The 19,647-nt window shown below is 43.1% G+C and carries 22 protein-coding genes; 15 read left to right on the top strand and 7 right to left on the bottom strand.

Features of this window, described 5'->3' with window-relative positions:
• Nucleotides 1-2: 2 nt before the first annotated feature.
• From NCWK1_RS26355 to NCWK1_RS29780, 4 genes are all read right to left on the bottom strand, one after another.
• Entirely contained in the window at nt 3-1,994 is a 1,992-nt protein-coding gene (locus NCWK1_RS26355; protein WP_103126740.1) for a CheR family methyltransferase, read from the bottom strand.
• Between the two features lie 699 nt (nt 1,995-2,693).
• Nucleotides 2,694-3,761 carry a WD40 repeat domain-containing protein gene (locus NCWK1_RS26350; protein WP_103126739.1) on the bottom strand — a complete coding sequence of 356 codons (1,068 nt, stop codon included), beginning with the start codon at nt 3,759-3,761 and terminating at the stop codon, nt 2,694-2,696.
• Between the two features lie 77 nt (nt 3,762-3,838).
• Nucleotides 3,839-4,132, bottom strand: coding sequence for a hypothetical protein (locus NCWK1_RS26345; protein WP_103126738.1), 294 nt, complete (start codon nt 4,130-4,132; stop codon nt 3,839-3,841).
• Between the two features lie 281 nt (nt 4,133-4,413).
• On the bottom strand, nt 4,414-4,584 hold the full coding sequence (locus NCWK1_RS29780; RefSeq protein WP_096577760.1) for a hypothetical protein: 171 nt from the start codon (nt 4,582-4,584) through the stop codon (nt 4,414-4,416).
• A gap of 313 nt (nt 4,585-4,897) precedes the next feature.
• On the opposite strand from NCWK1_RS29780, the gene ald reads away from it, so the two are divergent.
• From ald to NCWK1_RS26320, 5 genes are all read left to right on the top strand, one after another.
• On the top strand, nt 4,898-5,989 hold the full coding sequence (gene ald / locus NCWK1_RS26340) for an alanine dehydrogenase (RefSeq protein ID WP_103126737.1): 1,092 nt from the start codon (nt 4,898-4,900) through the stop codon (nt 5,987-5,989).
• Nucleotides 5,990-6,118: 129 nt separating this feature from the next.
• A complete protein-coding gene (locus NCWK1_RS30525) occupies nt 6,119-6,433 on the top strand; it encodes a TRADD-N-associated membrane domain-containing protein (RefSeq protein ID WP_103126736.1) in 315 nt (104 codons plus the stop codon).
• Nucleotides 6,434-6,917: 484 nt separating this feature from the next.
• Nucleotides 6,918-8,363, top strand: a complete 1,446-nt coding sequence (locus NCWK1_RS26330) for a cytochrome ubiquinol oxidase subunit I (RefSeq protein WP_103126735.1) — start codon at nt 6,918-6,920, stop codon at nt 8,361-8,363.
• Between the two features lie 253 nt (nt 8,364-8,616).
• On the top strand, nt 8,617-9,630 hold the full coding sequence (cydB, locus tag NCWK1_RS26325) for a cytochrome d ubiquinol oxidase subunit II (protein WP_103126734.1): 1,014 nt from the start codon (nt 8,617-8,619) through the stop codon (nt 9,628-9,630).
• A gap of 35 nt (nt 9,631-9,665) precedes the next feature.
• Entirely contained in the window at nt 9,666-10,067 is a 402-nt protein-coding gene (locus NCWK1_RS26320; RefSeq protein ID WP_103126733.1) for a ribosomal maturation YjgA family protein, read from the top strand.
• Between the two features lie 6 nt (nt 10,068-10,073).
• Here the strand turns inward: NCWK1_RS26320 and NCWK1_RS26315 are convergent, their stop codons facing one another.
• Nucleotides 10,074-11,384: a DEAD/DEAH box helicase gene (locus tag NCWK1_RS26315; RefSeq protein WP_103126732.1), complete on the bottom strand. Its 1,311-nt coding sequence runs from the start codon at nt 11,382-11,384 to the stop codon at nt 10,074-10,076.
• A 298-nt stretch (nt 11,385-11,682) separates the two neighbouring features.
• Here NCWK1_RS26315 and psb34 point away from each other — a divergent pair, with 298 nt between their 5' ends.
• The 6 genes from psb34 (at nt 11,683) to NCWK1_RS26285 (ending at nt 15,557) form a co-directional block, all read left to right on the top strand.
• Nucleotides 11,683-11,853, top strand: a complete 171-nt coding sequence (psb34, locus tag NCWK1_RS26310; RefSeq protein ID WP_103126731.1) for a photosystem II assembly protein Psb34 — start codon at nt 11,683-11,685, stop codon at nt 11,851-11,853.
• A 337-nt stretch (nt 11,854-12,190) separates the two neighbouring features.
• On the top strand, nt 12,191-12,496 hold the full coding sequence (locus tag NCWK1_RS26305) for an RNA recognition motif domain-containing protein (protein ID WP_096577746.1): 306 nt from the start codon (nt 12,191-12,193) through the stop codon (nt 12,494-12,496).
• A gap of 217 nt (nt 12,497-12,713) precedes the next feature.
• Entirely contained in the window at nt 12,714-12,902 is a 189-nt protein-coding gene (rpsU, locus tag NCWK1_RS26300; protein ID WP_015115835.1) for a 30S ribosomal protein S21, read from the top strand.
• Between the two features lie 207 nt (nt 12,903-13,109).
• The gene (locus NCWK1_RS26295; RefSeq protein ID WP_096577744.1) at nt 13,110-14,129 is read left to right on the top strand and encodes an ABC transporter ATP-binding protein; all 1,020 of its coding nucleotides are present in this window, start codon (nt 13,110-13,112) and stop codon (nt 14,127-14,129) included.
• A gap of 95 nt (nt 14,130-14,224) precedes the next feature.
• Nucleotides 14,225-15,103, top strand: a complete 879-nt coding sequence (locus tag NCWK1_RS26290; RefSeq protein WP_103126730.1) for an ABC transporter permease — start codon at nt 14,225-14,227, stop codon at nt 15,101-15,103.
• 43 nt (nt 15,104-15,146) lie between these two features.
• Nucleotides 15,147-15,557 carry a hypothetical protein gene (locus NCWK1_RS26285; RefSeq protein WP_103126729.1) on the top strand — a complete coding sequence of 137 codons (411 nt, stop codon included), beginning with the start codon at nt 15,147-15,149 and terminating at the stop codon, nt 15,555-15,557.
• A 300-nt stretch (nt 15,558-15,857) separates the two neighbouring features.
• Here the strand turns inward: NCWK1_RS26285 and NCWK1_RS26280 are convergent, their stop codons facing one another.
• Complete coding sequence (locus NCWK1_RS26280) at nt 15,858-16,295, bottom strand: peroxiredoxin (RefSeq protein WP_103126728.1); 438 nt, start codon at nt 16,293-16,295, stop codon at nt 15,858-15,860.
• Between the two features lie 179 nt (nt 16,296-16,474).
• Between NCWK1_RS26280 and NCWK1_RS26275 the strand changes: the two genes are divergently transcribed.
• The 4 genes from NCWK1_RS26275 (at nt 16,475) to NCWK1_RS26260 (ending at nt 19,049) form a co-directional block, all read left to right on the top strand.
• Nucleotides 16,475-16,879 (top strand): Npun_F0494 family protein, encoded by a 405-nt coding sequence (locus tag NCWK1_RS26275; protein WP_103126727.1) that lies wholly within the window; start codon nt 16,475-16,477, stop codon nt 16,877-16,879.
• Nucleotides 16,880-17,131: 252 nt separating this feature from the next.
• Entirely contained in the window at nt 17,132-18,607 is a 1,476-nt protein-coding gene (gene cobQ / locus NCWK1_RS26270; protein WP_103126726.1) for a cobyric acid synthase CobQ, read from the top strand.
• Nucleotides 18,608-18,622: 15 nt separating this feature from the next.
• Entirely contained in the window at nt 18,623-18,862 is a 240-nt protein-coding gene (locus tag NCWK1_RS26265) for a 2Fe-2S iron-sulfur cluster-binding protein (protein WP_096577734.1), read from the top strand.
• A gap of 16 nt (nt 18,863-18,878) precedes the next feature.
• Complete coding sequence (locus NCWK1_RS26260; RefSeq protein ID WP_103126725.1) at nt 18,879-19,049, top strand: type II toxin-antitoxin system HicB family antitoxin; 171 nt, start codon at nt 18,879-18,881, stop codon at nt 19,047-19,049.
• A 146-nt stretch (nt 19,050-19,195) separates the two neighbouring features.
• Here NCWK1_RS26260 and NCWK1_RS26255 read toward each other — a convergent pair whose 3' ends face one another.
• The gene (locus tag NCWK1_RS26255) at nt 19,196-19,639 is read right to left on the bottom strand and encodes an SRPBCC family protein (RefSeq protein WP_096577730.1); all 444 of its coding nucleotides are present in this window, start codon (nt 19,637-19,639) and stop codon (nt 19,196-19,198) included.
• Nucleotides 19,640-19,647 lie beyond the last annotated feature (8 nt).

The following is a 19,647-nucleotide window of genomic DNA, read 5'->3' as shown; positions in this document are numbered from 1 at the left end:
TATCATTTTTTTAGTGAAATGGTATTAGAGGCAGGAGCAGAGGGCGAGATGGGATTAAAAAGCACCAAAAAATAAAGTGTGTTCGTCAGGGCTGGGCGAAATGGCAGCACCTCCAGACTCAGCCGCGTTCGCTCACCCTGTTCCATTTGAATGTCTTCCTGGCGCACCAGCACGTTCTCTGTCTGAGCCTGATACAGGGCGGTGCGAAGGGGTGTTCCCAGCCCTTCGCGTGCCATAGACAGCAGGTTTAGCTCCGTGGTGCTAGGGGTCAACTTCAGGTAAAGATCGAGGTCTCCGCGCATCTGTAATATCTGCATTTGTTCATTAACCACGACCGATAGCGGCATATAGCGATTGGCGATCAGTTGGTCAACTTCTCTGGCTAAATCAAAGGAAATGGAACGGTTTTCTGGAATGGGCTGCGGATTATGGAGACTGGGGACGCGCCCAGAAGTGGCTGTAAATGCAAATAAGCGATTAGATAAGCTTAATTTTCGGGCATAGATTTTGCAGGCTTCATCCACGGGCGCAAACAAATTTGAGGCAGCTTTGACGCTTTCTGCCGTACCCAACACCAGGCAGCCCGTTAAGTTGAGACTGTAATGAAACAACGCCATGATGCGCTCTTGCAGGCGATCTGATAAATAAATCAGCAGGTTGCGACAGCTAATCAGATCGAGATTCGAGAAGGGGGGGTCGTCGCATAAGTTATGATGGGCAAATACACAAAATTCACGAACAGTACTGCTGATTTGATACCCTCCCTCTGGCTGGGGGACAAAGAACCGACTTTTACGCTCCGGTGAAACGCCTTCCATCTGGCTTTCTAGGTAGAAGCCTGACCGGGCTTTGCTAATGGCAGTTTCGCTAATGTCGGTGGCAAAAATCTGAATCGGCGGCAAGGTGGCGCGATCGCTGAAAAACTCTAACAAGCAGATGGCGAGTGAGTAGACTTCTTCCCCAGTGGAACAGCCAGCCACCCAAATCCGCAGCGGCACATCGCTGGCTTTATTTTGGCTGATCCTGGGGAAAACCTCGGTCTTCAATTTCTCAAAGACGTGCGGTTCGCGAAAGAAACTGGTCACATGGATGAGAATTTCTTCGTACAGAGCTTGAATTTCGTCCCGGTGCGTTTGCAAATATTGCGCGTATGCTGCCAGACTGTCCAGCTTATACAGCAGCATCCGCCGCTGGATGCGGCGCTCCAGCGATGCCGGTTTGTATTGGGTAAAGTCAACGCCAGTTGTCGTGCGGAGGAGGGAAAAAATTCGGCTCAGGGGATCACCCGGTTTTGGGGGTAACTCCTGGATGATCGGCAATGGCTCTGATTGCCCCAAAAAGGGGTTGCGACTGAGATTGCTCAGTTCTCTAGCAATGGCTGGCGGCGGCAACACAAAATCCACATTGCCAGTTGCAACCGCCGTATTGGGCATACTGTTAAATTGCGCCGTGGCACCACATTCGGCAAAGGTGACACCCCCAGCAATCTTGACGGCTTTCACTCCCTCAGCACCGTCTCCATCCATCCCCGACAGCACAACGGCGATCGCTTTGTTGCCGCGATCGGTCGCTAACGACTCAAAAAAGATGTCGGCAGGCAAATATTTGCCCTTACTTTTCTGCCGGGGTGCGAGCCGCAGAATGCCATCGACCAAGGTCATTTGGGCATTGGGCGGAATCACATAGACCGCGTTTGGCTCAACCCGCATCTGGTCTTGCACCTGAAGCACAGGCATGGTAGTCACTCTGCCCAAAATTTCCGACAGCAGGCTTTCATGATCAGGAGACAAATGCTGAATTAGCACAAACGCCATGCCCGTATCCGTTGGCAAATAGCGGATCAGTTCCGTAAATGCCTCTAGCCCACCAGCAGAAGCGGCAATTCCCACCACTGGAAAAGGAGCATCGGTTTGGGATGGCTGATTTGCCTCCGAGTCTGGTTTGACGGGGAGTGAGTCGGATGGATCGTTGGGGACGGGTGACTCAGCAGACATAAATTTTATGGCAGTTCAATGCTCCTGTGAACAACACTGAACTAAGCAGTAGTTGAGCGATCGTTTGAGCAGACTGTCTCAGTTCAACCAAGAAACTTTGCAGTTGCCAGATTCTAGGGGGAAAAACACCAGTTTACTTCAATGATACGACGTAAGTACACTTAGGTGACAACCCTCAGGCTACCTGTTTTTGAGCTTAACTGAACCATATTGGATGTATGGGTTGTTGCGCCCCCATACCTTGAACTTTTCCCAAACCCTTGATTGTTTGTATATTCTAATTAACGCTGTGTGCAACTTTCTCTTAAACCGGACGGGTAGCAAGAATCAAAGCCTCTCCCCGCAGCACTACCGTGTACACACAAGTGGTAGCTGCAAGGATTTCAGGAGTTATAGACCCCTTAAATTGTCATTACGAGCGCAGTGATAACAGCCGAAGCCCGAAGCCGCGAGCCGAAGGCGTGGCGGGAAGTAATCGCATAATTCCGTAATTCAAGCGATTGCTACCCTGCGGGAAGTCTTACGCCTACGTCGTTCCTCCTCGCTGCGGACAGGCTTCCAGAGCGATCGCAAAACCGAAAGCTAGACAACGAAACCAAACGTTATATTAGGTAGGATTTCAAGACTTGTGTGTACACCGTAGCCCCGCAGCGGGTAGAGGTTTGGAGAGGGGTCTGAACAACTCAGCAGCACATCACTTTACCTTTTTGGTCGTATATTTCCCCAAATATTCACTTTGCCGTCAAAACCGCCACTGGCTAACAGTCTTCCATCAGGACTAAAAGCGATCGCACTCACCCAATCACTATGTCCATAAAGTGTATTTAATAACTCGCCTGTAGTTAAATCCCACAATTTAATGCCATCTCTACCGGCACTGGCTAGGGTTTGGCCATTGGGGTTAATGGCGATCGCATTTACCCAGTTATTATGTCCTTTGAGGATACGGACTAAGCTTCTAGATTGGATATTCCATAGTTTAATGGTGCGATCGCGGCTGGCACTGATTAAGGTTGTGCCATCTGGTGTAAAAGCTACAGCATTCACAGCTTGGGAATGTGCCGAAAATGCCCGAATTAATTTTCCCGTCTGCAAGTCCCAAAGCTTGATTTTGCCTTTATTATCGCCACTAGCGACAGTCTGTCCATCTGGACTCATTGCCACTGTATAAATTGCGTCACTGACCTTAATTAGAGTGGTTAAGGGACGTTGTTGTAACAAATCCCACACTCTAATGCCGTCTAAAGCTCCACTGACAAGAACTTTACTATCAGGAGAGACAGCTAAAGATAAGACATTACTAGTGTGTCCGACAAAAGAACGACGAAATTTATTATTTTTCAGATTCCAAAGATTAATTGTGTTGTCGGTACTACAACTAACTAGAGTTTGACCATCTGGGGCAATCACCAAAGATTCTACAGATGTTTTGTGTGCTTTACTATTCGCCAACCTTTTGCCAGTTAAAGGGTTCCACAAGCGAATTGCACCATCATTTTCTGCGCCACCACTGGCGAGAATTTTCCCATCTGGACTAAAAGCTAGAGATTTAACAGTTCCGGCGTGTCCCACCAAGCTATAAATTAGCTGAGGATTGACAAAATTAGTGGGAGCTTGGGAATCTGGTATTTGTGCGATCGCCGCACGAGCAGTATGAATCTCAAAACTTTGCCCAATAGTTACTGGCAGAGTCAATACTGCCATAAATGCCAAAATAATATGTGGGCGTAGCCCAGAGCCACTCCCTATTTTTCCCTCACTCCTCACAAGTTTTTCCTCACTGTTTAAAAAGTTAAGTCAATTTATTTCCCAATTGTGACTCAACATTTCAGACTCAGCACTTATTAACGGGGTGGTTTTTTCTTCGCCACAGTCAGTATCGGTAGTGTCGGACTAGATGAGCGCGAGGGTAAGTAATGTTGCACTACAGGTTCCTCTGGTATGGGGCGATGCTGCTGCATTCGCCACAACTTAAAGGCGAGACTGATACCTGCTGTTCCTAACCCAAGGGCTAACAATGACCAACTATCATCAAATCCACCAATCACAGCATCTACAATGCCTATCGTTATCAAGATACTGATAATTGGCTCTTTTCTGTAGGCTGATTTCAAAAAACGAGGTAATGCAGCATTCATCACAGCTTGGTTTATCCAAATCACCTTTGTGTAAGTTTACCGAGAATACCTCACCACAAGATGTCTTTTATCAAAAACACATCTAAATATTATAATTTTGATCAGTAGGTGAGGAAGTGTAACAATTAGCTTTCCTGCATATTTGCCACCCTACAAAGTTATAGACAGCAAATCCTGCAAGATAGTTCTCTTGATAAAGTTTTAACCAGCTGACTATGCCAGCTGGTTAAACCTGTCTACTTACTAGCTTACAACTAGAAAGCTTTTGCTTTGTGATGGCACTACTTGAGACCGAGCCAAGATAGCACACCTTGATTGGTAACGTATTCAATTACCACCATCAAGCCGAAGCCAATCATCGCCGCCCGACCATTGAGACGTTCGGCATATTCATTAAAGCCAAATTTGGGGTCTTCGAGTTTAGGGGTAACTGTTGGTTGTGGTTGTGTCATGTTCAAAAAACCTCTGTTCGGCAAACGGGACTTGAGAGTAAAATCTTAAATCGTCACTTTTGTAAGATTTGAGCCAGAGAGCTTGAGGACTCTAGCAGCAGCTTCTCAAATGTAGCTGTGCTAAGGCTCGTTTAACAATTTGTAATTATTCTTTATATATTGTAGTCAACTATGACAATAGTCAAGGGTAAGAGTTTTCAGCTTTGCTACCGTGAAAGGGAAAACTAAGGTTGTAGATAGCTATATCTAATACGGAAGTGTCAGTCCGAGACTGGCAGGCTAAATTAAACCAAAAATTCATCAGAGGCGTTATATGGAAATTGGCGTTCCCAAAGAAACGAAAGACCAAGAGTTTCGAGTAGGTTTAAGTCCATCAAGTGTGCGAGTGCTGCACGAAAACGGGCATAAAATTTTTGTCCAGACACAAGCAGGTAATGGTGCTGGTTTTACGGATGCAGATTACATCAGTGCTGGTGCAGAAATTGTCTCTTCCGCAGACACAGCTTGGAATCGAGAATTAGTAGTTAAAGTCAAAGAGCCGTTATCAAGCGAATATAAATTTTTGCAAAAAGGGCAAATATTGTTTACATATTTGCATTTGGCGGCCGATCGCAAATTAACCGAACATTTAATTGATTGTGGCACTTGTGCGATCGCCTACGAAACCGTAGAACAACCAGGCCCTAACAGACTACCTCTACTCACACCCATGAGTGTCATAGCAGGTCGCCTATCAGTGCAGTTCGGCGCGAGATTTTTAGAACGTCAGCAAGGCGGTAGAGGAGTACTTTTAGGTGGTGTTCCCGGTGTTAAGCCAGGCAAAGTTGTAATTTTAGGTGGCGGTGTAGTCGGCACAGAAGCAGCGAAAATTGCTGTGGGGATGGGTGCGACAGTGCAGATTTTAGATGTAAATGTAGAACGTTTATCTTATTTAGAAACTTTGTTCGGTTCGAGAGTGGAATTACTTTACAGTAACTCTGCCCACATAGAAACTGCTGTTAAAGAAGCTGACTTACTTATCGGTGCTGTTTTAGTCTTGGGACGCAGAGCGCCAATTTTGGTACCCCGCGAATTGGTCAAACAAATGCAGCCTGGTTCAGTAATTGTTGATGTTGCTGTTGACCAAGGCGGTTGTGTCGAAACCTTACACGCCACCTCCCATACCAACCCCGTCTACATTGAAGAAGGCGTAGTCCATTATGGCGTTCCCAATATGCCAGGAGCAGTACCTTGGACATCGGCTCAAGCCCTCAACAACAGCACATTACCTTATGTTGTCCAGTTAGCAAATCTAGGCATCAAAGCCCTAGATGTTAATCCATCCTTAGCCAAAGGTGTAAATGTGCAGAATCACCGCATTGTGCATCCGGCAGTGCAAGAAGTCTTTCCTGATTTGGTGAGTTAATTTTTTCGTATTTATTAATACCAGTATTTGATGTTATTACATCAGTGAAGAGATAGACAAGCCATTGGCTGAAGCCAATGGCTCAACTCACTATTGCCTAATCAGTTACTTACAAAAACTAAAAATACCATGCTCAATCAGTGTGTATATGCAAACACGCCTCAAGTTGACCACTATACAAAAATTGAGTTAGAAGTGTTAAATGAGCATTTACGTCAGGCAAGACAAACATTTAACCTGTGCTTAATTGCTAGTTGTACTTTTCTTTGTATTAGTACAGTTGGTACTCTACTAATCTTATATGGGAAGACAAGCGAAGGGACTGTAATCACTGCAACAGGTGTTTTTTCTACCACTTTCATGATATACATGAATCGCCTGTCTAGTTATAAGATGAAAGAAATTATCCGGACATTAGAAAAGCTCAATCGCACCAGAAAATAGTTTAAGGTATGAGCCGTTACACCGAGTGGTAATTACGCATAAATGTAAGAAAACAGGTGTATAAGCTGAAGAAGTTGTCAGTTGGTCTTGGTTTAATATATTATCTGGCTTATCCAAGACCTTTTTTGTCTGAAGTTTGACTAATTGTCTTTTGAGAAAAATTACTAATTGGCTCAAAATTTAAAATAAATTCCCTCTCTATAGATAGATGTTGATTCACGGAATAAGCTTGCATAAGTAAATAAAAGTCTAGTAATACTTTGATTATTTAAAGTATTAATTGTCTCTCAAAAAGCAGACTTAGTATTCATAATAAATTGCTACTACTAAAGTTTTGAGTTTTACTTATTTGTGAAAAATTATATTTGAGCAGTTAATGATATTTATGCTTAAATAAAGCTTACAAAAATCAATAACAAATTCTAGTTATCAACTCTTATACCTAGAATCATATTGAATATTTCATGAATAGGGAAATTCTGAGATGGAATTTTTATCCGATTCAGTGGTGCTATCACGAATGCAATTTGCGCTGACGGCGATTTTTCATATACTTTGGCCTGTCTTGACAACGGGAATGGGGATTTATCTTGTCATCGTTGAGGGGCTATGGCTGAAAACTCGTAATCCTGATTATTACCTTCATGCGCGGTTTTGGTCGAAGTTTTACGTCCTCAACTTTGGTATTGGGGTAGCTACGGGTATTCCAATGGAATTTCAGTTTGGGACTAACTGGGCTCCTTTTTCGGAAGCTGTGGGGAATTTTTTTGGTAGTGTGATTGGTTTTGAAGCTTCTTGGGCGTTCATGCTAGAAGCAGCTTTTTTAGGGATTATGTTATTTGGTTGGGAGCGCGTCAATCCTGCGGTTCACTATCTCTCGACAATTTTGGTGGCTGTGGGTGCGAACTTGTCAACTTTGTGGATTTTGACAGCAAATTCTTGGATGCAAACACCAGCCGGCGGGGAGATGGTGAATGGCAAGTTTGTTGTCCATGATTATTTTCAGGCGATGTTTAATCCTTTTATGGCTAACAGTGTACTGCACATGTTTTTTGCCACTCTGGAAACTTCGCTGTTTGTCATTGGCGGAATTAGTGCTTGGTACATTTTGCAAAAACGCCATCCAGAATTCTTTTCGCAGTCTTTAAAGATAGTTTTAGCAGCTGCGATCGCAGTTGCTCCATTACAAATATATATCGGTCACTTAAGCGGCGAACAAGTTTATCATTATCAACCCACAAAACTCGCCGCAATGGAAGCGCAGTGGGAAAGCACACCCGCCGGACAAGCTGCTGACTGGAGTTTATTAGCGATACCCAATGAAAAAGCGCAGAAAAATGATTGGGAAATTACCATTCCCAACGCCTTGGGTTATATTCTGGAATTCAAGCAGAATCTTTCTGAACCATTACACGGTTTGAAGGAGTGGAAACCAGAAGATAGACCTCATTTGGTAGGTTTAATTTACTACGCCTTCCGAGTGATGATTGCCATTGGCTTTTTCTTTGCTGGATTAATGCTGTTGAGTACTGTGCAGTGGTTACGTGGGAAATTATCAGCCAAAAATATTACTCAGCAACGTTGGCTGATGTTAGCTTGGGTATTTGCTGCACCTTTAGGATACATTGCTGTAGAGTCAGGCTGGATTGTACGTTGTGTGGGACGACAGCCTTGGACACTATATGGACAAATTCGGACAGTTGATGCAGCCTCGCGTCTCCCTGCAAGTAACGTTTTAACTTCACTCACGGCTTTTGCAATAGTTTACAGTTTATTATTTATCGCTGCAATTTATTTTGGCAGTCGCATCATTCGCCGTGGGCCAAATCTTAATTTACCAATTCCTGGTACAGAAATTACTAAAGCTGCTGTCGATACAACTCCAGGAGAGTTTGTCCCAGATGAACGTCCTGTAGAAGCACAACAATAAAAAGTCTGAAGTGTGAAGTCTGAAATGGGGGGTTTAACGAAGTCCAGCAAGGAACTCAAGTTCCTTACTCATAGCAAAAGTCATCTGAAGATGACTAAACATAGGCAAGATTTTTTAGTCTACTTGAGTAGACTTCAGCTATTAGCATTGAACTTAAGTTCAATGCGGATGAATAAGTTAAACCCAACATTCTAAAAATTTTGTTGGGTTACTCTGTCACCTGTCATCTATCACCTATTAAACAAGAGATTATATGGAGACCCTCAAGTATTTTTTACCGCAAGTTTGGTTTGTCATTTTAGCTCTATTTTTATTCTTGTATGTGATGCTAGATGGCTTTGATTTGGGAGTAGGAATTTTATCTTTGACTTCTTCTGATGATGAACGTCGAGGAATTTTAATGACTAGCTTAAGCAACATTTGGGATGCGAATGAAACTTGGTTAGTGTTAATGGGAGGCGGATTATTTGGGGCATTTCCTCTGGCTTACGGCACAATTTTAAATGCTTTGTATATTCCAATTTTTGTCATGGTGTTTGGGTTTATTTTTCGTGGTGTAGCGTTTGAATTTCGGGAATTATCCAGACGCAAGTTATTTTGGAATTTTGCTTTTGGGACAGGAAGTTTTATCGCTGCACTTGGACAAGGATTCGCCCTTGGTGCTGTACTCAAGGGTATTAATGTTGATGAGACAGGACATTTTATTGGTAGCACCTGGGATTGGTTAAGCTTGCCATCTGTGCTAGTGGCATTAACTTTAATTCAAGGATATGTTTTGATTGGTTCAACATATCTTGTGTGGAAAACCACAGGAGATTTACAAGAAACTCATTATAAAACAGCTAAAATTGCCGCTTTGACAACGTTAATTGGTGCGATCGCCATTACAATTAGCACACCTATAATCTATGAAAGTGTCAGGTCTCGATTATTTCAACAGCCTTTAGTTTATATTTTCACTCTGATTCCAGTTCTAGGTGTCTGGTTAATTTGGCAACTTTGGCAGAGTCTCAACCGCAAAGAAGAAAGAGCGCCTTTTGTCTGGACAATTCTGTTATTTGTCTTGTCTTTTATTGGGTTAGGTTTGATTGTATTTCCCTACATCATCCCCACAGAAATCACTATTTACGAAGCATCAGCCGATCCGAGTTCTTTAGTAATCATGATTATTTTTATCGGCTTTTTGATTCCTGTGATGTTGTTTTATAACCTTTATCAATATATTGTTTTTCGCGGTAAGGTGACAGGCCATAACTACGGGGAATAGTATGGGGAGAAATATTTGATTGGAAACGCCAAATAATGCCACTATTTAAAAGCCTGCACTGGCGAACAATTTTTTCTCTGGCTATTATTCTCCCCGTTGGACTTCTCTACAGCCACTATCGCTATTCTGTTGGTTGGTTAAACCAAGAAGTAGGCGGGATTTTTTACCAGATATTTTGGTGTTTGTTTGCCTTTCTATTTACAACCACTCGCGCTTCCGTTTGGCAAATTCCTTTATGGGTATTGGTCATTACTTCTTTGGTAGAGTTTATGCAATTGTGGCATCCACCATTTCTGGTTTGGGTACGTTCATTTTGGTGGGGCAGAATGTTAATTGGTACTGCCTTCACCTGGGCAGATTTTCCCTATTATTTTATTGGCAGTGGATTAGGATGGCTGTGGTTGCGGTTAATAGTTCAGGGAACAAAACTAAAATAATTTAGCCTAATGGTGTGATGTGTCAGGACGCTCATCAGACTTTTTCGCACCTTTCACCGTTCGTCGATCCGATTTTTGTGATAAAGGTTGAGTATGAGAGCGATCGAGACGCTTTTTCCCTTTGGGTCTATGCTTGCGTTCATCTAAAATTGGTTCGGGCTTGATTTGTGAATTAGCACCAAAGCCAGTAACCACTTCAAAAGGCAATCGTTGTTTAATCAGCGTTTCGATATCTGCCAACAGATTATATTCATCGGCACACACCAGCGATACAGCTTTACCTGATGCACCCGCGCGACCAGTACGACCAATGCGATGAACATAATCCTCTGGAACATTGGGTAAATCGAAATTGACCACATGAGGCAATTCGCTGATGTCGAGACCGCGTGCAGCAATGTCCGTTGCTACCAATACCTGTAAGCTGTCGTTCTTGAATTTTGCCAAAGCGTGGGTACGTGCCGATTGGCTTTTATTCCCGTGGATAGCCAGTGCTTGAATACGTTCTTGGGTCAATTGCTTCACCAGACGGTCAGCACCATACTTTGTCCGCGTGAACACTAGCACTTGATACCAGTTATTTTGCCGAATCAGCTGAACCAGTAATTGGCACTTGCGATCGCGCTCTACCTTGTAGACTTTCTGTGTCACAGTATCAGCAGTAACGTTACGGCGTGCTACCTCAATCATCTCTGGGTTATCTAGCAACCCCGTAGCTAGTTCCTTAATTTTGTCTGAGAAAGTAGCGAAGAATAATAAGTTTTGTCTCTGTTTTGGTAGAAGCGAGAGAATACGACGGATATCACGAATAAAACCCATATCCAACATCCGGTCTGCTTCATCCAGGACTAAAAACTCAACATTTGACAGGTTCACTGTCCGCTGCTGTACATGGTCTAGCAGTCGCCCTGGAGTAGCGACCAGAATATCCACTCGACCCCTCAAAAGCTTTTTTTGCGGATTAATGCTGACCCCGCCAAACATCGCCATTGTGTTTAGTTTTAAGTACTTGCCATACTCACGCACACTTAACTCCACCTGGGCGGCTAATTCACGAGTCGGGGTGAGAATCAGCGCCCTGATAGGGAAGCATTCATCAGATGTGCTTTTAAGGCTCTTTTCAGACGACAATTTTTGCAGCAGCGGCAGAGTGAAGCTGGCAGTTTTTCCAGTCCCCGTTTGCGCCCCAGCTAACAAATCACGCCCTGACAAAACCGTAGGAATTGCCTGCATCTGAATTGGCGTGGGTTTGGTGTATCCTAGCTCGGTGACGGCACGGATAATTTCATTAGACAAGCCGAGATGAGAAAAAGACATAGAACTCCGTAAATAACATCGGCCTGTCGCCGCTGGCGGCATCAGTCTTAGGCGGACGCGCGTTTGAAGGGTGGTATGGGCGGTAGCGCAAAGACTGAGAGCGAATGCCGCAATTCTGCATTCTAACAGAGTCGAGTCTATATTTTAATGCTCTTCAGATATTCTAACTGATGCTCCAGTCATTCTTGATAAGCCTAGTTTATGGATAGTATTTATTATTTATTGTCAAGCTTAATTGATTATTTGTAACAATAAAGTTAAATTTATTTACATAAAGTAACAAAAAACAAAAAAAATTATGTATACCACCATTAACGACAGCGGTCTTCTGAATAACTACGCAACTGAACCCCAAATTTACTACGCTGAATATCCCAACCAAGAGACGCAAAATCGTTACAAATTACAAGGTGCAGTTGCTACCCTACTAGTTACTGCTCTAGTTTTGGTTGCCTTGGGCGTTAGCTAAAATTTTTGAACTTCGGTTAGGTTATCTTTCTCATCGCCATTTGGACTTATCTTAATTTCCTCGGTACTTAAAGCCGAGGTTTTTTGTTGGAGTGAGCGCCTGTGAAGAGAATTGGCGCTCCCTTGGCTTTCACCGATACCAAGATATGTCATACTAGATTTAAATAATGCTCCTATTTACGGGATGCAGAAAATTCCCTTCTATGTCATCTTAGAAAACGAGAGTTAATTCGGTGAGTATTTTTGTTTTTAGTATTGACAGGCTTTTACCTTTTAGTATTTACAGAGTTTTCTCCGAAATTTACATCTCTACACACTAAAAATTTTGGAGACAATCAATGTCAATTTATGTAGGCAACCTCTCTTACGATGTTACAGAAAATGATATTACGGGCGTTTTTTCTGAATATGGTACGGTAAAGCGGGTACAAGTACCTACAGACCGGGAAACAGGCCGTCTGCGTGGCTTTGCTTTTGTGGAAATGGGAACAGAAGCTGAAGAAGCTGCTGCTATCGAAGCTCTTGATGGTGCTGAATGGATGGGTCGTGGACTCAAAGTTAACAAAGCCAAGCCCAAAGAAGATAGAGGTTCTTCTGGTGGTGGTCGCGGGGGATACGGTGGTGGTGGACGTAATCGCTACTAAGCTTGATAGTGTTGCTCATTTTATGGGGTGACATTTTATTGAGGTCAGAGACTAGAGGCGCTTAGGTTAGGGAAGATATACCGCATTTGATTGGTAATTGCGATAAAACCAGAAATTTGAAGAGCGCATTTTTCGGTCAGGCAAAAAATTTATCTTTTTTTTACCCTGTTAGTGCCTACTCAGTCCATTGATGAATTTAATTTAATTAGGAGAGATAATGACCCAAATCATAGTGGGTGAAAATGAACACCTGGAGTCAGCATTACGCCGATTTAAACGAGAAGTTTCCAAGGCGGGAATTTTTCAAGATATGAGGAAGCACCGCCACTTTGAAACGCCTATTGAAAAATCTAAGCGTAAAAAACTTGCCTTACAAAAGCAGGGTAAGAGACGTTTCCGTACTTAAAAATTGACATAGATATAAAAAACAAAACCCTCATAAACACTATGAGGGTTTTTTTTATAATATTTACCAGCAGTCAGCAGAAGTCCCCCATTTATCCCATCTATAAAATCAAGGAGTCGTATCCCAGCGATCGCTCCACCTAACACTACTCAACTACAATAGATATATAGACTTTGTTGCGAATTGTATAGTTAGGGATTGGCTGTCATGGCTCCCGCCGTTTTAATTCAAAATCTGCAAAAGCGCTACGGTACTGTTGAAGCCGTCAAAGACGTTTCTTTTGAAGTAGAACCAGGAGAAATCTTTGGTCTACTCGGCCCCAACGGCGCAGGTAAAACTACGACTCTGCGTGCTTTGTGTACTCTCACCACTCCAGATGCTGGCAAAATCGAAGTATCTGGAATTTCTGTGTTAGACAATCCCAGAGTAGCAAGGCAAAAACTCGGTTATGTAGCGCAGGAAGTCGCTATAGATAAAGTGTTGACTGGACGAGAACTGCTGCAATTACAAGCGGCGCTTTATCACCTCCCTGGCGCGGTAGCAAAACAGCGAATTCAGACGGTTTTAGATTTACTGAGTTTGCAAGAGTACGCTGATAAAAAGACAGGAACTTATTCAGGTGGTTTACGCAAACGGCTCGATTTAGCGGCTGGGTTACTCCATGCACCGGATGTATTGGTGTTGGACGAACCCTCGGTAGGACTTGATATCGAAAGCCGTTTTGTTGTGTGGGATTTCCTGCGGAAGCTGCGGGTATCAGGAACTACAGTATTAATTACCAGCCATTATTTAGAAGAGATTGACGCACTAGCCGATCGCGTCGCTATTATTGACCGTGGGATTGTTATTGCCACAGGTACACCCTCACAATTAAAAGATAGGGTAGGAGGCGATCGCATTACCTTACGCATTCGGGAATTTTCCCCCCTTGAGGAAGCTGAAAAAGCCAAAGACCTCTTACAAGCTTTGCCTTTTGTCCAAGAAATCATCATCAACAGCGCTCAAGGTAATTCCCTCAATTTGGTAGTCACACCCCAAAATGATGCCTTAATTACCATCCAGCAAACCCTCAATCATGCCAGCTTACCAATATTCGGCATTGCTCAATCTCGCCCTAGCTTAGATGATGTCTACCTCGCCGCCACGGGACGTACCTTAATGGATGCAGAACTGGCCGCAGTGGCTAACCGTGATCCCAAAGCCGAAAAGAAGCAAAATATGAGATAGAACTGCTGGGCAGTGTCAAGGGTCAAAAGTCCATAGTCCAGAGTTTTTGATCCTTGACCATTGACTATTGACCATTGACTAATTACAAAATCATTATGAGTGTTACTCCTAAATCTGATGTAAATTGGCAGCAACTAGCCTCACCTGCTGATGCTGCACCTAATTTTTTCGGTGAATTAATCCAAGAGACCTTGGCTTTAACTCGTCGCTTGTTTATTCAATTACAACGCCGTCCTTCAACTTTATTGGCGGGAATTATTCAGCCTGTTATGTGGCTGGTGTTATTCGGCGCTTTATTTCAAAATGCACCCAAGGGCTTATTTGGTAGTACGACAAATTACGGTCAGTTCTTAGCCGCTGGTGTAATTGTTTTTACAGCCTTTGCTGGAGCATTGAACGCCGGATTACCTGTGATGTTTGATCGGGAATTTGGCTTTTTAAATCGTTTATTGGTAGCACCCCTCGCATCGCGGTTTTCGATTGTCTTTGCTTCCGCTATCTTTATTATTAGTCAAAGTTTGCTACAAGCGGCTGTAATTGTTGGTGCAGCAGCCTTTCTGGGGGCGGGGCTACCAGATGCTGTGGGTTTGAGTGCGATCGCCCTCATCGTCTTTCTCTTAGCTTTGGGCGTAACTGCTATTTCTCTTGGTTTAGCTTTTGCTCTACCTGGACACATCGAATTAATTGCAGTAATTTTTGTTACTAACCTGCCTTTACTATTTGCCAGCACTGCTTTAGCGCCTTTATCTTTTATGCCCAAGTGGTTACAAGTTGTGGCTACACTGAACCCACTTAGCTATGCAATTGAACCTATCCGCTATCTCTATCTCCACAACAATTGGGGTTTGGGTAGTATAGTCATGCAAGCACCTTGGGGCGATGTTACTTTTGGTGGTGCTTTATTAATTTTGTTTGGCTTTGCTGTTGTTGCCTTATTAAGCATTCAACCCCAATTACGGCGGACTCTTGCTTAAGATAAAAGCATGGTGTCGTTGGAGCGTATTAGAGAAGAATCTCATGCAAAAATCATTTTTATCAGTTAAAAGCTGCTGTGTGGCTACTTTAGCCGGAATTAGCTTTGCCTTTTTTCTCACAGCACAACCGAGTTTGGCTCAACTCAATACAGTCGATGCCAATCCTGGTGATAATTCCCTAGATAATACCAATCCATTTTCGACTAACTCAGGTGGACTAAACCCCCTTGACCTAATTCATCGCGCCCAACTTGGTAATCTCAACTGGAATACTCAACAAAAAGATGACGAATTAAACTCAGCGGTGGCTGAATTAAACCGAAAGCGGGCTGCACTCAAACAAAATCCCAATCAACCAGCAAATAGTACTTCTGGACAAGCAGTTCCTGGTTTACCAGCCATCACATCTCCCAGTGTGATTTCTCCAGTGCAAATTGTCCCCCCACAAAACTGAATCATATTCAAAAACCTCACCCTGTCTGTAAATCCTTTACTGAAGCTAGATTTTTTAGTCAGTACAAGGAGATAAAGACAAAAGGTGAGGTGAATGAATTTTGGATTTTAGATTTTGCGGAAAGTTGAGCCAGTGCGTTGGACGGGTTCCCCGGCTTGTTCGCGTAGCGTCTCCGATTAGGAGAAGCAACTGGCGTTGCGTGCGGAGAGAACTTGCGTGCGCGGGTTCCCCGCGTTGAGCAAAGTTCGGGGGGTTCCCCCCGTTGAGCAAACTTTCCAAGACAGATTTTGGATTGAGCAATTACAGACCCAGTGCCGCTAAAATATCGCTGGCGTGGTTAGATGTATTCACGTTGGCATCAACATGAACAATTTTGCCATTAGCATCGATGACGTAGGTGACACGCTTGGCATAGCCACCACCATCAACATCGTAAGCTTGAATGAGAGACTTATCGGTATCTGCCAGCAGTGGAAAGTTCAGATTGAATTTTTGAGTAAAAGCTTGATGAGACACTTCATCATCGGCACTCACACCCAAAACCACTATATCTTTACCTTGATATTGCTCTTGAGCATCACGGAAGCTACACGCTTGTTTGGTGCAACCTGGAGTGTCATCTTTGGGATAAAAATACAAAACAACTGTCTTACCTTTAAAATCAGACAATGAGACAGTGTTGCCATTAGTATCTTTGACGGTAAATGCAGGTGCATCCGTACCAACTGCTAGAGGCATAGTGAACCTTTCCTGTTTGGTGTTTGTTGATGACTTTGAAATTTTACAATAATTTACAATGATTAAATGAATTACTGAAAAAACAGTGTAAATACCAATATCTAGATAATTTTTAGCGCAGTAAGTAACTGGTAATCTAAAATACTTAAATTTTCGTCCAATCACCACAATATACTTAAATGGCTACAATTGATTCTCCAACCTCAAAAATCTTCTCTTACTCACGTACCACAGTAGAAAGAGCAGAGCGATCGCTGATTTGTTGTCCTTTCACTGTTGGTTTATTCACAGCCATGCGTAACCAGAGTGTACCATTAAATGCGATCGCCCTAGAAAATGGTATCCAGCAAGGTTATACTCAGCGTCCCTTATCAGAACTGACTTGTTACAACGCCTTAGACTGGTTAATCCAAGTCGGTGTACTGCGGCGCGAAGTGGATGGACAGGGAATTACTGATAGTTTTCGCCTCACGCCTTTAGGTTATCAACTAATAGAAAAATATCAGGGCAAAAATTGGCCTGCCCCTTCCTGGCAAGATTACCTGTACAATGCAGGCATCCGTTGGTTGAGACTACCTTTTTAGAATTGAAAATTTTAAAGTTAATATTTAGGTTACAAAAGGGAACAATATATCTACGGAAGCATCAAACCCAATATAAATTCTTCATCAGATTTTGAGAAGAGTTATGTAAGTAATATTGGGCATTAACGTGGGTGTGGATATTTTTCCTACCTGTAGTTCTGTTAGCTTCTTAGCGTATAACTATTGATGAACGGATGGCGATATCACCCGTTCATAACCTATTCCACCTCTTATAAAAAACCGACATTAAGTATGAAAGCAATTATGGTAGTGGGAACAACATCCCACGCAGGGAAATCACTGTTAACTACTGCTATTTGCCGTTTGTTGTCGCGGCGTGGTTGGCGAGTGGCTCCCTTTAAAGGTCAAAATATGGCTTTGAATGCTTATGTCACTGCTAATGGGGGCGAAATTGGTTATGCACAGGCGGTACAAGCTTGGGCTTCTGGAGTGGTTCCTTGGGTAGAAATGAATCCCATCTTACTCAAACCCCAAGGTGATATGACCTCCCAGGTAATTGTCAAAGGTAGATCTGTAGGGCGAGTCAAAGCCGCAGATTACTACGAGCAATTTTTTGACCTAGGCTGGCGGGCGATAGAAGAATCTCTCCAACATCTATCCACCGAATTTGATATGTTAGTTTGCGAAGGTGCAGGGAGTCCAGCAGAAATTAACCTCAAGCACCGCGACCTGACAAATATGCGGATAGCAAAGTATTTAAATGCACCGACAATTTTGGTAGTAGATATTGACCGTGGTGGTGCTTTTGCCCATGTAGTCGGAACTTTAGAGTTACTTGAGCCAGATGAACGGGATTTGATTAAAGGTATTGTAATTAACAAATTCCGTGGGCAGCGATCGCTCTTAGATTCAGGGATAAAATGGCTAGAAGAACGCACCAAAAAACCTGTAATTGGCGTTTTACCTTACTTTCAAGAACTATTTCCCGCTGAAGACTCCCTTGACTTACTAGATCGAAAATCATATAAAACTCAAGCTGACCTCAATATAGTTGTCATCCGCTTACCCAGAATTGCCAACTTTACCGACTTTGACCCCTTAGAATCAGAACCGACAGTTTCTGTGAGATATCTAAGTCCAAAACAAGACTTAGGACACCCAGATGCGGTAATTATTCCAGGGACAAAAACCACCATTGCCGACTTAATTTTATTGCAGAAAAGCGGTATGGCAGAAGCAATTCAAAATTATGCTGCTTCTGGTGGTACAGTTTTAGGGATTTGTGGCGGCTATCAAATGTTAGGACAAATTATTGCTGACCCCGAAGGTATAGAAGGACAAGCAGGGAGATTCCAGGGTTTAAATTTATTGCCCATTAGAACTGTCATTACCGGACAAAAAATTGCTCGTCAGCGCCAAGTTAGCTCAAACTTCCCGCAGATGGGCTTACCTGTCAATGGGTTTGAAATTCACCAAGGGCGATCGCGCATCGAACAACCACCAGATAGTCAAGCGTTTCAAGCGTTATTCGATGATGTTAACCTAGGGTTGGTGGATAGTTGTCAATCAGTTTGGGGTACTTATCTGCATGGATTGTTTGACAATGGCCCTTGGCGACGAGCTTGGTTAAATCGCCTGCGTCAACAGCGAGGTTTGAAATCCTTACCCACAGGTGTAGCCAACTACCGAGAACAGCGAGAGCAAATCTTAGACTCACTGGCTACGGAAGTAGAACGCCATTTAGACTTAACACCCTTTTTGTCGTAATTAGCCGAAAATTTCATGAGTGTTAGCGTGCGATTTTTACCAGATGATGTCACCATCAATGCCGAAGTGGGAGAAGCACTCTTAGATGTAGCCGAACGTGCTGGAGTGATGATTCCCACTGGCTGCCTTATGGGTTCATGTCACGCCTGTACTGTAGAACTGGAAGATGGTGATGTCATCCGTGCTTGCATTTCCGCCGTCCCGCCAACTGATGAGGAGTTGAGAATACATTTATTTAGTGACCCAACGTGGTAGTTTTTTAAACTTCCAGATGAGTAAACTCAAATACCAAATGATAATTCCGTGGTCTGAATATGATGATTGCTTCTTAGTAGGATTCCCTGATTTTCCCGGACAACGTTGGCGGACTCATGGGGATACTTACGAGTCAGCTGTTGCCAATGGCATTGAAGCACTTGAATCTTTGATTCTTGCTTATTAAGCTGTGAGTGATCCACTTCCACCGCCAACAGTTTTTAACGCTGCCTAATTTAAACTTGTTAATAATACACTTGTATGAAATATTTGAGGAAAGGCTTACAAATCCTGCTTCTGCCTTCCCTTTGTACAAAGTAAGTTGTAGGCAATTCAGTTAGCTTTAACATTTAAAGCATATTGTCTAAATCTTTCCAAATCAGCTTGAATAGTTGATTCTACAACTCTTCCTAAAAACAAGTTATCCATAATTTTGCCAATGATGCCAGGGATGGCATAGGACACAGATAGTTTGACGATGCTACTATTGTGGCGATCGTAAAAACGAATTGCTCCTTGGTTGGGCAACCCATCAATTGATTTCCATTGGATAATTTGGTTGGGAATAACTTTAAGAATTTGAGATTTCCAAGTAAATTCCAAACCGCCAGTGTTGAGTTTCCAAATAGATATTTCTGGATCATCAGGCGGGATTTTCACCGAATCAATCCATTTCATCCAACGAGGCATTTGCTCTAAATCAGACCACAGACTCCACACTAAATCAATGGGAGCTTCTACTTCTACCTGTACGCTATGCTCTAGCCAATCTGACATTCTATGTA

The sequence above is a fragment of the Nostoc cycadae WK-1 genome (genome assembly GCF_002897135.1).
GTDB lineage: Bacteria > Cyanobacteriota > Cyanobacteriia > Cyanobacteriales > Nostocaceae > Nostoc_B.
The sequence above is the reverse complement of the archived record's forward strand: the minus strand, read 5'-3'. Positions and strand labels throughout refer to the sequence as shown.

Bases quoted from the DNA above. Each gene is read 5' to 3' on its own strand.
- NCWK1_RS26355 (WP_103126740.1), bottom strand. From the start codon at position 1,994: ATGTCTGCTGAGTCACCCGTCCCCAACGATCCATCCGACTCACTCCCC.
- NCWK1_RS26345 (WP_103126738.1), bottom strand. From the start codon at position 4,132: ATGAATGCTGCATTACCTCGTTTTTTGAAATCAGCCTACAGAAAAGAG.
- NCWK1_RS29780 (WP_096577760.1), bottom strand. From the start codon at position 4,584: ATGACACAACCACAACCAACAGTTACCCCTAAACTCGAAGACCCCAAA.
- ald (WP_103126737.1), top strand. From the start codon at position 4,898: ATGGAAATTGGCGTTCCCAAAGAAACGAAAGACCAAGAGTTTCGAGTA.
- NCWK1_RS30525 (WP_103126736.1), top strand. From the start codon at position 6,119: ATGCTCAATCAGTGTGTATATGCAAACACGCCTCAAGTTGACCACTAT.
- NCWK1_RS26330 (WP_103126735.1), top strand. From the start codon at position 6,918: ATGGAATTTTTATCCGATTCAGTGGTGCTATCACGAATGCAATTTGCG.
- cydB (WP_103126734.1), top strand. From the start codon at position 8,617: ATGGAGACCCTCAAGTATTTTTTACCGCAAGTTTGGTTTGTCATTTTA.
- NCWK1_RS26320 (WP_103126733.1), top strand. From the start codon at position 9,666: ATGCCACTATTTAAAAGCCTGCACTGGCGAACAATTTTTTCTCTGGCT.
- NCWK1_RS26315 (WP_103126732.1), bottom strand. From the start codon at position 11,384: ATGTCTTTTTCTCATCTCGGCTTGTCTAATGAAATTATCCGTGCCGTC.
- psb34 (WP_103126731.1), top strand. From the start codon at position 11,683: ATGTATACCACCATTAACGACAGCGGTCTTCTGAATAACTACGCAACT.
- NCWK1_RS26305 (WP_096577746.1), top strand. From the start codon at position 12,191: ATGTCAATTTATGTAGGCAACCTCTCTTACGATGTTACAGAAAATGAT.
- rpsU (WP_015115835.1), top strand. From the start codon at position 12,714: ATGACCCAAATCATAGTGGGTGAAAATGAACACCTGGAGTCAGCATTA.
- NCWK1_RS26295 (WP_096577744.1), top strand. From the start codon at position 13,110: ATGGCTCCCGCCGTTTTAATTCAAAATCTGCAAAAGCGCTACGGTACT.
- NCWK1_RS26290 (WP_103126730.1), top strand. From the start codon at position 14,225: ATGAGTGTTACTCCTAAATCTGATGTAAATTGGCAGCAACTAGCCTCA.
- NCWK1_RS26285 (WP_103126729.1), top strand. From the start codon at position 15,147: ATGCAAAAATCATTTTTATCAGTTAAAAGCTGCTGTGTGGCTACTTTA.
- NCWK1_RS26280 (WP_103126728.1), bottom strand. From the start codon at position 16,295: ATGCCTCTAGCAGTTGGTACGGATGCACCTGCATTTACCGTCAAAGAT.
- NCWK1_RS26275 (WP_103126727.1), top strand. From the start codon at position 16,475: ATGGCTACAATTGATTCTCCAACCTCAAAAATCTTCTCTTACTCACGT.
- cobQ (WP_103126726.1), top strand. From the start codon at position 17,132: ATGAAAGCAATTATGGTAGTGGGAACAACATCCCACGCAGGGAAATCA.
- NCWK1_RS26265 (WP_096577734.1), top strand. From the start codon at position 18,623: ATGAGTGTTAGCGTGCGATTTTTACCAGATGATGTCACCATCAATGCC.
- NCWK1_RS26260 (WP_103126725.1), top strand. From the start codon at position 18,879: ATGAGTAAACTCAAATACCAAATGATAATTCCGTGGTCTGAATATGAT.
- NCWK1_RS26255 (WP_096577730.1), bottom strand. From the start codon at position 19,639: ATGTCAGATTGGCTAGAGCATAGCGTACAGGTAGAAGTAGAAGCTCCC.